This window comes from Nakamurella leprariae, assembly GCF_016918035.1.
GTDB classification, from domain to species: Bacteria; Actinomycetota; Actinomycetes; order Mycobacteriales; family Nakamurellaceae; genus Nakamurella; species Nakamurella leprariae.
The window spans coordinates 1-12,880 of record NZ_JAERWK010000002.1 but is presented as its reverse complement, the minus strand read 5'-3'; the positions used below and the strand labels follow the sequence as shown (position 1 = coordinate 12,880).

The following is a 12,880-nucleotide window of genomic DNA, read 5'->3' as shown; positions in this document are numbered from 1 at the left end:
GGACGAACACCACGGTCGGGTCACGATCAGGGCTCAGTTCGGCTGCACCGCGGAGGGTCGGGGCGACGTCTCCGCGGATCCGGTGGCCCCGGATCCGTCGAGTCCGTCGTCCGGTCCGCCCTCGAGCTCGTCCCCGTCAAGCTCGTCCTCGCCGCGCTCGCGCGGCGCCCGGTACGGATCCGCCTCGCCGGCGTACCGGGCCGACGCGGCCTGCTCGGCCACCGCGGCATCGGCCATCCGGGCCCGCTCGAGCAGCTCGTCGATGCGATGGGCGTTCTCCGGGACGGTGTCCGGCTTGAAGGTGAGCGTCGGGGTGAACTTGATGCCGGTCTGCCGGCCGACCGCGCTGCGCAGCACGCCGCTCGCGCTGGCCAGGGCCTTGGCCGAGTCGTCGACCTGGTCCTGGTCGCCGTACACCGTGTAGTAGACGACCGCGTCGCGCAGGTCGGGGGTGACGGTCGCGGCCGTGATGGTCACCATGGCCAGCCGCGGGTCCTTGACCTGGTGCTCCAGCTCGGTGGCCACGATTGCCGTGATGCGCTTGGCCAGCCGTCGGGCCCGCGTGGGATCCGCCATGACTGCACTCCTGCCTCGTTGTGGTCTCGCTCGGCGGTCCGTCGCCGCGGGGCCCGCCGACCCCGATCATGGACTGCGCCACCGGCCGCCCGGCCGGCAGCGGTCCCTCGTCGTGCGGTCACTCCTCGTCGTGTTGACCGATGAGCCGACGACGGGTGGACAGCAGGTGCACCTCCAGCTCGGCGGCCACCTGTTCCTCGCAGCGGTCGAGCACGCGGTGCACGAGCGCGGCGTCACCCGAGACGGTGGCGATGCCGATGGTGGCGCGACGGTGCACGCCGGCCTGGTCGGCCTCGGCCACCGCGACCTCCAGCCGGCGCAGCCGGGCCAGGACCGGCCGCAGCACGGCCCGCTTGTGCTTCAGCGACTGCACCGGACTCGCCGGTTCCAGCAGCACGTCACATTCCAGTACCCCGACGAACACGACCCACACCTCCCCGGACGAGTGGAACCCGCGAGCGTGCACCGACAGCCGCGGCCCGGGAGGTCCCGGGCCGCGGCCGCGCTGGTGGGTGATCGGATCCGGCCGCGCGGGTCGGATCAGCTGCGGGGCTTCTCCCGGATCTCGTAGGTCTGGATCTCGTCCTCGACCTCGATGTTGTTCCAGGACCCCAGGCCGATACCGCACTCGAAGCCCTCGCGGACCTCAACGGCATCGTCCTTGAACCGGCGCAGCGAATCGATCGCCAGGTTGTCGTTGATGACCACGCCGTTGCGCAACAGCCGCGCCTTGGCGTTCCGGCGGATCTCACCGGACCGGACGATGCAGCCCGCGATGTTGCCGAACTTGGAGCTGCGGAAGACCTCGCGGATCTCCGCCGACCCCATGGCGACCTCTTCGTACTCCGGCTTGAGGAGTCCCTTGAGGGCGGCCTCGATCTCGTCGATGGCCTGGTAGATCACCGTGTAGTACCGGATGTCCACGCCCTCGCGGTCGGCCAGTTCGGCCACCCCACGCACCGGCTTGACGTTGAAGCCCACGATGATCGCCTCGGTGATCATCGCGAGGTTCAGGTCGTCCTGGGTGATGCCGCCGACACCGCGGTGCACCACGCGCAGGTTGACCTCCTCGCCCACGTCCAGCTTCAACAGCGAGTCCTCCAGCGCCTCGACGGTGCCGGAGTTGTCACCCTTGATGATCAGGGTGAGCTGCTCGACCTTGTTCTCGGCCAGCGCCTCGCCCAGGGTCTCCAGGGAGATGCGACGACGGTTGCCGATCTGGGCCTTGCGGGACCGGGCCTGCCGGCTCTGCGCGACCTGACGGGCGACCCGGTCCTCCTCGACGACCATGATCGTGTCGCCGGCGCCGGGCACCGAGGTGAACCCGAGCACCTGGACCGGACGCGACGGCAGCGCCTCGGCGACGTTCTCGCCGTTGTCGCCGAGCATGGCCCGGACGCGCCCGTAGGCGTTGCCGGCGACGATCGAGTCGCCGACCCGCAGCGTGCCGCGCTGGACCAGCACCGTGGCGACCGGACCGCGACCGCGGTCCAGGTGCGCCTCGATGGCCACACCCTCGGCCTCCATGTCCGGGTTGGCGCGCAGATCCAGCGCCGCGTCCGCGGTGAGCAGGATCGACTCGAGCAGCCCGTCGATGTTGGTGTTGTTGCGCGCCGAGATGTCCACGAACATCGTGTCGCCGCCGTACTCCTCGGCGACCAGCCCGTACTCGGTGAGCTGCTGGCGGATCTTCTGAGGGTTCGCACCCTCCTTGTCGATCTTGTTGACCGCCACCACGATCGGCACGTCCGCCGCCTTGGCGTGGTTGATCGCCTCGACCGTCTGCGGCATCACACCGTCGTCGGCCGCGACCACCAGCACCACGATGTCCGTGGACTGCGAACCACGGGCACGCATGGCGGTGAACGCCTCGTGACCCGGGGTGTCGATGAAGGTGATCAGCCGCTCGTCGTCGCCCAGGTGCGTCGTGACCTGGTAGGCGCCGATGTGCTGGGTGATGCCGCCGGCCTCACGGTCGACCACGTTGGTGCTGCGGATCGCGTCGAGCAGCCGGGTCTTGCCGTGGTCGACGTGACCCATGACGGTGACGACCGGCGGCCGGGCCACCAGGTCCTCCTCGCCGCCCTCGTTCTCACCGAAGGAGAGGTCGAACGACGACAGCAGCTCGCGGTCCTCGTCCTCCGGGGACACGATCTGCACGTCGTAACCCATCTCCGAGCCGAGCAGCTCGAGGATGTCGTCCGACACCGACTGGGTCGCCGTGACCATCTCGCCCAAGTGGAACAGCGCCTGCACCATCGACGCCGGGTTGGCATCGATCTTGTCCGCGAAGTCCGACAACGACGACCCGCGGGCCAGGCGCACGACCGAGCCGTTGCCACGGGGCAGGATCGCGCCGCCGATCGACGGCGCCTGCATGTTGTCGAATTCCTGACGGCGCTGCTTCTTGGATTTGCGGCCCTTGCGCGCCGGGCCGCCCTGACGCCCGAAGGCACCCGCGGCACCGCCGCGACCACGGCCGCCGCCACCGGGACGGGGGCCACCGCCGCCGCCACCACCGGGGCCGCCGCGGTAGCCACCGCCACCGCCACCACCACCGGGACCGGTCGGCCGGTACGTGCCGGCGCCGGGCGTGCCCGGACGACCACCGGGCGCACCCGGACGCGGTCCACCGCCGGGCGCACCCGGACGACCGCCGGGCGCACCCGGACGGGCACCCGGGCCGCCGGGACGGGGTCCGCCGGCACCCGGACCACCGGGGCCACCCGGACGGGGACCACCGGCACCTGCCGGCGGGCGCGGGGCGCCGGGCACGCCACCGGGACGCGGGGCGGCCGGACGGCCACCGGCCGTGCTGAACGGGTTGTTGCCCATCCGCGGCGGGCGGGGAGCACCGGGCACCCCACCCTGCGGACGTGGCGGACGCGCACCGGCGTCGGGACGCGGCGCACCGCCCTGCGGACGGGGAGCGCCCGCGGACGGACGCGGCGCCTGACCGGGAGCCCGGCTCGGCGCGACCGGCGTGGCGGACGCCGCCGGTGCGGCCGGAGCCTGCGCGGCTGGCTGCTCGGGACGGACCCGCGGCGCGCCCGGCGTGGGCGAGCCCGCGGCCGGACGGGACTGCGCAGGCGCCGCCGGAGCCGCCGGTGCCGGAGCCGCCTGCGCGGCCGGGGCCTGCACCGGGGCGGCCGGTCGCGGCGCGGCCGGACGGGGTGCCGCCGGGGAACCGGCGGTCGCCGGAGCCGGAGCGGGAGCCGCCGGACGGCCCGGGGCCGCCGGAGCAGGGACCGCCGGAGCGGCCGGACGCGGCGACGGCCGCCCGGGGGTCGGTGCACCGGTGCGCGGTCCACCCGGACGCGGGGTCCCGTTGCCGCCGCCGGAGCCGGAGCCACCCTGCGGGAAGGCGTCCTTGAGCTTGCGGACGACGGGTGCCTCGATGGTCGAGGACGGGGACTTCACGAACTCGCCGAGATCGGCGAGCTTCGCCATGACTTCCTTGCTGGTCTTGCCGAGCTCCTTCGCGAGCTCATGTACTCGGGCCTTGCCTGCCACTGCTCTCCTCACGATGAGGCCGAGCGGCAGAACCCGCGCGACCTCGTTAGACGGACCGGATGCTCATTGCTGAGACTTCACGGGGTGCTCACGATGGGCCGACCTGCTTCCTGGATCCTTCGGCGCCGCCCGCGGGCTGCGGGGGCGTCCCGGACTCGGGAGTGCCGCCCGACTGGACGAACTCCCGGACCCGACCGGAGTCGAGCGTCCCGGCGGACCGGAGCGCTCGGCCGAACGCACGACGACGCTCCGCGGCGTCCAGGCACCCGATGACGGGGTGCAGCCACGCTCCCCGGCCGGGGAGGCGGCGCCGCGGATCGGGAACCAGGGTTCCCGAGGCGACGACGACGCGGAGCAGTCGGTCTGCCTGCTCCCGGGCGCGGCACCCGATGCACGTCCGCACCGGTCCGGACGGGACCGCGGGGGCGGCACCGGCAGGAGCGGGGGGAACAGCTGGGCGGGGAACCCGGGAACGAGACAGCATCGAGTCTAGCTCGTTCCCGGACCCGGCGACGCCGCGCGCCGATGATCGACCCCGGGGTGTCGTGCCGGACCTGGCCGCCACCATGTCGCCGGCGGACGCGGCTGTTCCCGATCCGGTCCCGGCCGCGGGTCGGTCGGCGCCCAGCACGCTCACCCCGCCGGCTCGGCCGTCGGTCGCGGATCGGCGTCGCTGCGGATGTCGATGCGCCAGCCGGTGAGCCGCGCGGCCAGTCGAGCGTTCTGTCCCTCCTTGCCGATGGCCAGGGAGAGCTGGAAGTCCGGCACCACCACCCGGGCCGCCTTGGTGGCCTGGTCGACCACGGTGACCGACATCGCCCGCGCCGGGGACAGCGCGTTGCCGACGAAGGTGGCCGGATCGTCGTCCCAGTCGATGATGTCGATCTTCTCGCCGCCCAGCTCGCTCATCACGGCGCGGACCCGCTGGCCCATCGGGCCGATGCAGGCGCCCTTGGCGTTGACGCCCGGCACCGTGGGCCGCACGGCGATCTTGCTGCGGTGTCCCGCCTCGCGGGCCACTGCGGTGATCTCGACCGTGCCGTCGGCGATCTCCGGCACTTCGAGGGCGAAGAGCTTGCGCACCAGGTTGGGATGGGTGCGGGACAGGGTGATCTGCGGCCCGCGCGGCCCGCGGGTCACCGCGACCACGTAGCAGCGCAGCCGCTGCCCGTGCACGTACTGCTCGCCCGGCACCTGCTCGGCGGCCGGGATGACGCCCTCGACGTCGCCCAGGCTGACCACCACGACGCCACGGGCGTTGACCCGGGCATCGGCGGTGACGGTGCCGGTGATCAGGTCGTGCTCGCGCCCGGCGAAGTCGCCGAAGGTGCGCTCGTGCTCGACGTCACGGAGGCGTTGCAGGATGACCTGTCTCGCCGTCGTGGCGGCGATCCGGCCGAAGTCGCTGGGAGTGTCGTCCCACTCCAGGTCACGCTGGGCGGGGTCGGCCGGGTCGATCGGCTCGGCGGTCTCCCTGGCCATCACCCGGATCTCACCGGAGCGCCGGTCGATGTCCACCCGGGCGAAGGCTGCGTGACCGTCGGTGTGCCGGTAGGCCGACAGCAGCGCGTTCTCCAGCGTCTCCAACAGGGAGTCCAGGGCGATGCCCTTCTCCCGCTCCACGGCGCGCAGGGCGCTGATGTCCACGTTCATCGGGTACCCCCAGTGGCGGACCCGCCGGATCGATCGGCCGGGCCGGTCGGCGCGGCCGGGTCGGAACCCGACACGTCGCTGTCCTCGCCGAGATCCGCGGAGTCGTGATCGGTGTCGTCGACCTCGGTGTCGTCGAGCTCGGTGTCGTCCAGGTCCACCGGCTCGGACGCGGGGGTCAGCCCCAGGGCCTGCGCCACCGCGGCCGGGACCGGCGAGAACTCGACCTCGACGACCGCGCGTTCGATGTCGGCCAGGGCGACCGTGTCCGGCTGCAGGCCGTCGCACCCGGTGAGCACCTGGACGTGCTCGTCGTCCGCGCCGGCGACACGGGCGGTCAGCGTGGTGCCGTCCACCCGGCGGAAGGCGACCATCCGGCCGCGGGCCCGCCGGAAGTGCCGCGGCAGCGTGAGCGGCCGGCCGATCCCCGGGCTGGTGACCTCCAGTGTGTAGGGCGCACCGCCCATCGGGTCCGTACCCGACTGCTCGGCCTCGTCCAGCGCCGCGCTCAGCGCCCGGCTCACCTCGGCGGCTGCGTCCAGCTCGACGCCGCCGTCCCGGTCGATGACCAGGCGCACGAGCCGCCGGCGCCCGGCGGCCACCACGGTGACGTCCTCCAGGTCGAACCCGCGCTCGGCCGCGACCCGCTCGGCCAGCGACCACAGCTCGGCGTCCCGGCGGCCAGGGCCGGACGTGCCGCCTGGTGTCCCGGCTCCCTCCCGGCCGGACGAGTTCCCCGCGGGCCCTCGTTGCGACATCACTCGTTCCTCTCGCCCACGTGCTCCAGCAGTCCGACCCGGCTGCTGGTCCAACCGTCCGATCGCACCGCGCCCGGGCGCTGTCGTCCAGCGCCGGCCTGCCGTCCGCGCCGGTGATCACCGGCCGGACACACAGCAGCCCCGCCGGCCGGCGGCCGGGCGGGGCGCGGACACCGTGCCGTCCGGGCAGCCTAGTCGGCTCCGGTCAGCGCGGGGCGCGCCGGCGGCCCGGCCGCGCGTCCGGCCCGGCCTGGGCCGTCCGGGGCGGGCGATGCTGTCAGAATGTCCGGCGTGCCAGTCCCCTCGTCCGCCGATCGCGCCGCCCGGTCGATCGGCCGCCGCGCCCTGTTCGCCGGCGCCGGCGGCACGGTCGGGGCGCTGCTGCTGGGCGGGGTGAGCGGTTGCACTTCGAGCGACGAGCCGGCCGCCACCTCGACGGCACCGGCCGCCCCCGACCCGCTGACCGGGTTGATCGCCACCACCCGCCTGCACCTGCTGCGACTGGACGCGGCCATCACGGCCGATCCCGCGGACGCCGCCCGGTTGACGCCGTTGCGAGCCGATCGGCAGGCGCACCTCGACGCGCTGATCGCCGAGCGGGACCGGGTCACCCCGCCGACGTCGACCGGCCCGACGGCCGACCCGGCGCCGGCCGACCTGCGCCTGCCCGAGGACCCGGCCGCGATCATCTCCACCGTCCGCGGCGACGCGGCCACCGCCCAGGTGCAGTTCACCGACGCGATGTCCGCGGTCGGCCCGTACCGGGCCGCGCTGCTCGGGTCGATCGTCGCCTGTCTGGCCAGCCACCGGGCGGTGCTGGCATGAGCACGCCGACCGATCCGACCACTCAGCCCACCACGGATGCCACCCAGCCCACGGACGGGACCGGCGCCGCGACCACGACCGGGCCGGCGACGTCCACCGACACCGCCGGTCCGCTGGCCGAGGCGGAGATCACCGCACTGCAGCAGGCGCTGGCCGCGGAGTCGGCGGCCGTCTGGGGGTATGAACTGCTCGCCCCCTGGCTGGCGGAGGACGCCCGACCGGCGGCGATCGCGCTGAGCCGCAGTCACCTGCAGCGCCGCGAGGCCACCGCCGAACGCCTGGACGCCGGGGGCGCCACACCCGACCTGGCGGCGCCGGCGTACCAGCCGGCCACGCCGGTCACCGACCCCGCCACCGCCGGGCTGTTCGCCCAGGACCTGGAGATCGACTGCGCCGGTGGCTGGCGCGCGGTCATCGGGTCGACCGACGACACCGAACTGCGCGGGTTCGCCCTGGCCGGTCTGTCGGACGCCGCGGTGCGGTTGGCCCAGCGCAAGCTGGCCGCCGGCGTCACGCCGGCCACGGTGCCGTTCCCCGGTCAGGCCTGACCCGGCCGACTCGGAACCGTTCGGCGTCTGCGCTCAGCGCGCCCCCATCAGGTGGCGCAACGCCAGCTGGTTCAGGTGCACGAACGCGTACGACCGCTCGCCCGCCGCGTCGGCGTCGAAGTCCGGGCCGGCGGACGGGTCGGCGACCAGGTCGGCCGCCCGCTCCCCCGCGGCCAGCGTCGGCTCGGCCAGCTCCCCGATCCCGGAGACAGCCATCGCCTCCTGCACCGCCGGATCAGCCCGGAAGGCCAGCGCGCGTTCCTTGAGCAGCAGGTAGGTCTCCATGTTGGCCCGGGCGGACGCCCAGACGCCGTCGGAGCCGTCGGTGCGGGACGGCTTGTAGTCGAAGTGGCGGGGTCCGTCGTAGCGGGGTCCGCCGCCGGGGAACCCGTTCTCCAGCAGGTCCACGGTGAAGAACGCGGACGTCAGGTCGCCGTGCCCGAAGGCCAGGTCCTGGTCGTACTTGATGGACCGCTGTCCGTTCAGGTCGATGTGGAACAGCTTGCCGGCCCACAGCGCCTGCGCCAGACCGTGGGTGTAGTTCAGGCCGGCCATCTGTTCGTGCCCGGTCTCCGGGTTCACCCCCACGATGTCGCCGTGCTCCAGCGTGGCGATGAAGGCCAGCGCGTGCCCGACCGTGGGCAGGAGGATGTCGCCCCGCGGCTCGTTGGGCTTGGGCTCCAGCGCGATCCGCAGGTCGTACCCGCGGTCCTTGATGTACCCGGCCACCGTGTCGACGCCCTCGCGGTACCGGTCGAAGGCGGCGGCCAGGTCCTTGGCCCCGTCGTACTCGCTGCCCTCCCGGCCGCCCCACATCACGAACGTGGTGGCTCCGAGTTCGGCGGCGAGATCCGTTGCCGCCAGCACCTTCCGCAGCGCGAAGCGACGGACGGAACGATCGTTGGAGGTCAGGCCCCCGTCCTTGAACGCGGGATGGGTGAACAGATTGGTGGTCACCATCTCGACGACCAGCCCGGTGCGGGCGGTGGCCTCGGTGAGCCGGGCGACGAGCGTGTCGCGGGTGGCCGCGTCGGCGCCGAACGGGATGAGATCGTCGTCGTGGAAGGTGATCCCCCACGCCCCGACCTCGGCGAGCCGTTCCACCGACTCGACCGGGTCCAGCGGCGGCCGGGTGGCGTCGCCGAACGGATCCTGCCCCCGCCAGCCCACGGTCCAGAGTCCGAAGGAGAAGCGGTCGGCGGGTGTCGGGACAGGCAGCTGATCGGGCACGGGGACTCCTTCGTCCAGTTCGTTCGGATACTGAACTTTCTAGCCGGAACGATCGGTCCCGTCAAGCGTCGCGATGCGAGAGCTGTTCGAGATGCAGTGATGTCGGACGACCACCAGCGGATCCGCCGACGCTGGAGGAGCTGCCCGGGAGACGGACGCGGGAGCAGTCGTCAGCCGGCAGCGATCGGCGCCGAGGCTGGGTCGGCGATGAGCGCCTCGACCCCGGCGTGCGCCGCACCGAGGCACGATGCCTCGATGCCGAGGGACGAGAACTCGACCCGGGGTTCGATGTCCGGAAGCGCGATGGCGCGACGACGGATCTCGGCCATCATCGGCTCGGCGATCCATTCCTGGATCACCGGGAAGTACCCACCCAGCACGATCAAGCCGGGGTCCTGGACGTTCAGCAGGATGGACAGTCCCATCCCGAGCCAGTGTCCCTGCCGACGCAGGCCGGCCAGGGTCCGCTCGTCCCCGGCTGCGGCCCGGGCGCAGACCAGGTCGAGACGCTCGGCCATGTCGATGGTCTCGTCGTGCAGCGCATCTCCGGGATCCGCGATCGCGTCGAGCACCGCCCCCAGTCCGACCACCGTCTCCCAGCACCCGGACCGGCCGCACCCGCACACCCGGTCCCCCGGGCCGAGCGGCATGTGGCCGACCTCTCCGGCCCACCCGTTGGCGCCACGGACGATGGACCCGTCGATGACGGTGCCGCCGCCGACACCGATCTCACCGGAGAGGTAGAGCAGGTGCCGGAGCCCGGCCGGCGCGGCGGCGTAGTGCGCCATCGCCCCCAGGTTCGCGTCGTTGTCGACCGTGAACGAGGCCCATCGCCAGTCCAGTCGCCCGAGCAGACTGTGCACCACGTCCACGTCTCGCCACCGCAGGTTCGGCGCGTTGACCAGGATCCCGGAATCGACGTCGACCATGCCCGGCATGGACAACTGCACCGACCTGACCTGCTGCGCGCCGGCGCCGCAGTCGAGCAGCAACTGCCGCGCCAGGTCGGCCGCCACGCCGAGCCCCCGGGCCGGCCCCAGCGACTGCATCGGCAGCGCCCAGCGGGCGCGTGCCCGGACCTGCCCGGACAGGTCCATGGCCACGCCGCAGATGTAGTCCACGTTGATCTCGAGTCCGAGGCAGCGCACCGACTCGGTGTTCAGGTGCAGGACCCGGCCCGGCCGACCGAGCCCGGTGCGCTCCGCGTCGCCTTCGACGACCAGCTGTCGTGCCTGTAGATCGCTGACCAGGGTCGAGACGGTGGCCTTCGTCAACCCGGTGTCCGCGGCCAGCCTGGCCCGGGACCGGGAGCCTCCCTCGGCCAGGCTGCGCAGGAGCAGGGCGAGATTGAGCCGCCGCACCGTCGCCTGGTCGGCGGGGGCACCGGCGGCAGCCGACGCAGCCGTGATCGACACCGCGCAGCCTCCCTCCGGTCGGGAACGGCCGGCGCTCCCGAGGTCCTCCGGGGTCGCCGGGGCGACGGGACGACCGTCCGGTCCTGGTGGTGCGGCACACTGCCTCGGCCGCGCGCATCAGCTTAGCGGCCGCTCCCCGAGCGTCGACGCCGGCTCACGGCGTCGACACTGGCGGCCAGCAACAGCACGAAACCTGTGATCAGGAAATTGATCTCGGCCGTGAGACCGAGCAGTCCGAGTCCGTTGTTGATCACCGCGATGACCAGGCCGCCGATGATCGCGTCGCGGGCCCGACCCTTGCCACCGAACAGCGACGTGCCACCGATGACCGCCGCCGCGACCGCGTACAGCAGGGTGTTCCCGGCGCCGGCGTCCGGCGTCACCGAGTTGAGCCGCGAGGCCGCGATGATGCCCGACACCACCGCCATGGCCGAGCTGATCACGAAGCAGGCGATCGTGATCCGGCCCACCCGGATGCCGGCCCGCCGGGCCGCCTCCGCGTTGCCGCCGACGGCGTAGACGTAGCGGCCGAAGGCGGTGCGGTTCTGCACCAGCGTCCAGACGATCAACAGCACGGCGACCAGCGGCACCACCCACGGGATGCCTTCGAGCTGGACGGTGGCCACGCGGGCCCGGTTCAGCGACAAGAAGTACGTGGCCAGCAGCAGGAGGACCGCGATCACCGCGACCCGGGCCAGCACCACGGACAGCGGCGCGGTGACCAGGGCGCGGGCACGCCGGCGCTGGTACACCACGAGGTTCACGCCCGCGTACACCGCGATCGAGACCACCACCAGGATCCAGCCCCACACCACCGGGACGTTGTTGTTCGCGATGCCCACGATGACCGGGTCGCTCACCGCGACCGTGCCGCCCGTGCCGATGAGGAACAGCAGGACGCCCTGCCAGGCCAGGAAGAAGGCCAGGGTCACCACGAAGCTGGGGATGCCGACGACCGAGACCAGCCAGCCGGTCAGCAGTCCCATGACCACCCCGGCGGCCAGGGCGGCCAGGACCGCGATCCACCACGGCCACTGAGCCTGCAGCATCAGCTGGCCCATCACGCCGGCGCCGACCCCGCCGACGACGCCGGCGGACAGGTCGATGTGTCCCAGCAGCAGGACGAAGCCGATGCCCATGGCCAGCACGCAGATGGAGCCGGCCTGGGTCATCAGGTTGGCGAAGTTCAACGCCGTGGGGAACGTCGACGGCCGCGCGATCGTGAAGATCACGACGAGGACGAGCAAGCCCAGGACCGCGGGCAGTGACCCCACATCACCCCCGCGGACCTTGTCGCGGTAGCCCTTGACGTAGGTGCCGAGTGACACCGGTCCCGCGGCGTCGGCCGCGAACCGGGCCCGGGCCTCGAGGTCGTCGACCGGTTCACCGATCAGCGGCTTGCCGCCGACCGTCTTGGACGACGTGTCGCTGCTCATGACGACTCCCTGGCGAGCGCGGGGGCCAGTCCGATGTCGCCGGAGCGGCCCGTGGTGATGAGTTCGACGATCTCCCGGCCGGTGACGTCCTTGGCCGCCACGTCGGCGGCGACGCGGCCGAGGTACAGCGGCGTGATGCGGTCGCTGACCTCGAGCACGTCGTTCATGTTGTGACTGATCAGCAGCACGGCCAGTCCGGCATCGGCCAGCCGCCGGACCAGGTCGAGGACCTGACGGGTCTGGGCCACGCCGAGCGCCGCGGTGGGCTCGTCGAGCAGCACCACCTTGGAGTTCCACAGCACCGCCTTGGCGATGGCCACGGTCTGCCGTTGCCCGCCGGACAGACTCGAGACGAGTTGCCGGACCGACGCGATCGTGCGGACCGACAGGGAGGCCAGGGTGTCCCGGGCCTTGATCTCCATGGTGCCCTCGTCGAGCACCAGGCCCGACCTGGGCTCCCGGCCGAGGAACATGTTCTGGACGATGTCCAGGTTGTCGCACAGCGCCAGGTCCTGGTAGACGATCTCGATGCCCAGCGCAGCTGCGTCGCGAGGGCTGGACACCGTCACCTCCCGGCCCTCGAAGCGGTACTCACCGCTGTCGATGCCGTGGATCCCGGCGATGCACTTGACCAGGGTCGACTTGCCGGCGCCGTTGTCGCCGACCAGCGCGGTCACCTGCCCCGGTTGCAGGGTGAGATCGACGTCGTGCAGCACCTGCACGGCACCGAAACTCTTGTTGATGCCGTCCAGTTGCAGGATCGGCTGCCCGGTCGGGGCGGTCGTCGATGTCATGGCAGGTCCGCGTCCTCGTCTCGGTCCTGGATGGGTCGGGGGTGCGCACGGCGGTCCCGGGGGCGCCCCCCCGCGCGCCCCCGGGCCCACCCCCCGGCGCCCGTGTACGGGGGGCCCGCCCCAGGGGGCGGCGTC

Annotated in this window: 12 protein-coding genes; 2 read left to right on the top strand and 10 right to left on the bottom strand. The window is 72.9% G+C overall.

Going from position 1 to position 12,880, the window contains the following annotated elements; genetic code table 11:
• Window positions 1–33 precede the first annotated feature (33 nt).
• From rbfA to rimP, 6 genes are all read right to left on the bottom strand, one after another.
• Window positions 34–576, bottom strand: a complete 543-nt coding sequence (rbfA, locus tag JL106_RS01130) for a 30S ribosome-binding factor RbfA (RefSeq protein ID WP_205258837.1) — start codon at window positions 574–576, stop codon at window positions 34–36.
• A gap of 118 nt (window positions 577–694) precedes the next feature.
• Window positions 695–1,000 carry a DUF503 domain-containing protein gene (locus JL106_RS01125; protein WP_205258836.1) on the bottom strand — a complete coding sequence of 102 codons (306 nt, stop codon included), beginning with the start codon at window positions 998–1,000 and terminating at the stop codon, window positions 695–697.
• 116 nt (window positions 1,001–1,116) lie between these two features.
• A complete protein-coding gene (gene infB / locus JL106_RS22320; RefSeq protein ID WP_407940063.1) occupies window positions 1,117–4,089 on the bottom strand; it encodes a translation initiation factor IF-2 in 2,973 nt (990 codons plus the stop codon).
• Window positions 4,090–4,177: 88 nt separating this feature from the next.
• Window positions 4,178–4,573, bottom strand: coding sequence for a YlxR family protein (locus JL106_RS22315; RefSeq protein ID WP_205258835.1), 396 nt, complete (start codon window positions 4,571–4,573; stop codon window positions 4,178–4,180).
• Between the two features lie 149 nt (window positions 4,574–4,722).
• A complete protein-coding gene (gene nusA, locus JL106_RS01110) occupies window positions 4,723–5,742 on the bottom strand; it encodes a transcription termination factor NusA (protein ID WP_205258834.1) in 1,020 nt (339 codons plus the stop codon).
• A complete protein-coding gene (gene rimP, locus JL106_RS01105; protein ID WP_205258833.1) occupies window positions 5,739–6,497 on the bottom strand; it encodes a ribosome maturation factor RimP in 759 nt (252 codons plus the stop codon). The genes nusA and rimP overlap by 4 nt, the downstream gene beginning before the upstream one ends.
• 291 nt (window positions 6,498–6,788) lie before the next feature.
• On the opposite strand from rimP, the gene JL106_RS01100 reads away from it, so the two are divergent.
• Both JL106_RS01100 and JL106_RS01095 read left to right on the top strand, forming a co-directional pair.
• A complete protein-coding gene (locus JL106_RS01100) occupies window positions 6,789–7,322 on the top strand; it encodes a hypothetical protein (RefSeq protein WP_205258832.1) in 534 nt (177 codons plus the stop codon).
• Window positions 7,319–7,870: a ferritin-like domain-containing protein gene (locus tag JL106_RS01095; protein WP_205258831.1), complete on the top strand. Its 552-nt coding sequence runs from the start codon at window positions 7,319–7,321 to the stop codon at window positions 7,868–7,870. Before JL106_RS01100 ends, JL106_RS01095 begins: the two co-directional genes overlap by 4 nt.
• A gap of 33 nt (window positions 7,871–7,903) precedes the next feature.
• Here the strand turns inward: JL106_RS01095 and xylA are convergent, their stop codons facing one another.
• From xylA to JL106_RS01075, 4 genes are all read right to left on the bottom strand, one after another.
• On the bottom strand, window positions 7,904–9,088 hold the full coding sequence (gene xylA, locus JL106_RS01090; RefSeq protein ID WP_205258862.1) for a xylose isomerase: 1,185 nt from the start codon (window positions 9,086–9,088) through the stop codon (window positions 7,904–7,906).
• 182 nt (window positions 9,089–9,270) lie between these two features.
• Entirely contained in the window at window positions 9,271–10,515 is a 1,245-nt protein-coding gene (locus tag JL106_RS01085) for an ROK family protein (RefSeq protein ID WP_205258830.1), read from the bottom strand.
• A gap of 122 nt (window positions 10,516–10,637) precedes the next feature.
• Window positions 10,638–11,951: a sugar ABC transporter permease gene (locus JL106_RS01080; RefSeq protein ID WP_205258829.1), complete on the bottom strand. Its 1,314-nt coding sequence runs from the start codon at window positions 11,949–11,951 to the stop codon at window positions 10,638–10,640.
• On the bottom strand, window positions 11,948–12,745 hold the full coding sequence (locus JL106_RS01075; RefSeq protein ID WP_205258828.1) for an ATP-binding cassette domain-containing protein: 798 nt from the start codon (window positions 12,743–12,745) through the stop codon (window positions 11,948–11,950). Before JL106_RS01075 ends, JL106_RS01080 begins: the two co-directional genes overlap by 4 nt.
• Between the last annotated feature and the right edge of the window lie 135 nt (window positions 12,746–12,880).

Excerpts from the sequence above, each read along its gene's own strand:
- rimP (WP_205258833.1), bottom strand. The coding sequence starts at position 6,497 with ATGTCGCAACGAGGGCCCGCGGGGAACTCGTCCGGCCGGGAGGGAGCC.
- rbfA (WP_205258837.1), bottom strand. The coding sequence starts at position 576 with ATGGCGGATCCCACGCGGGCCCGACGGCTGGCCAAGCGCATCACGGCA.
- JL106_RS22315 (WP_205258835.1), bottom strand. The coding sequence starts at position 4,573 with ATGCTGTCTCGTTCCCGGGTTCCCCGCCCAGCTGTTCCCCCCGCTCCT.
- nusA (WP_205258834.1), bottom strand. The coding sequence starts at position 5,742 with ATGAACGTGGACATCAGCGCCCTGCGCGCCGTGGAGCGGGAGAAGGGC.
- JL106_RS01080 (WP_205258829.1), bottom strand. The coding sequence starts at position 11,951 with ATGAGCAGCGACACGTCGTCCAAGACGGTCGGCGGCAAGCCGCTGATC.
- JL106_RS01095 (WP_205258831.1), top strand. The coding sequence starts at position 7,319 with ATGAGCACGCCGACCGATCCGACCACTCAGCCCACCACGGATGCCACC.
- JL106_RS01075 (WP_205258828.1), bottom strand. The coding sequence starts at position 12,745 with ATGACATCGACGACCGCCCCGACCGGGCAGCCGATCCTGCAACTGGAC.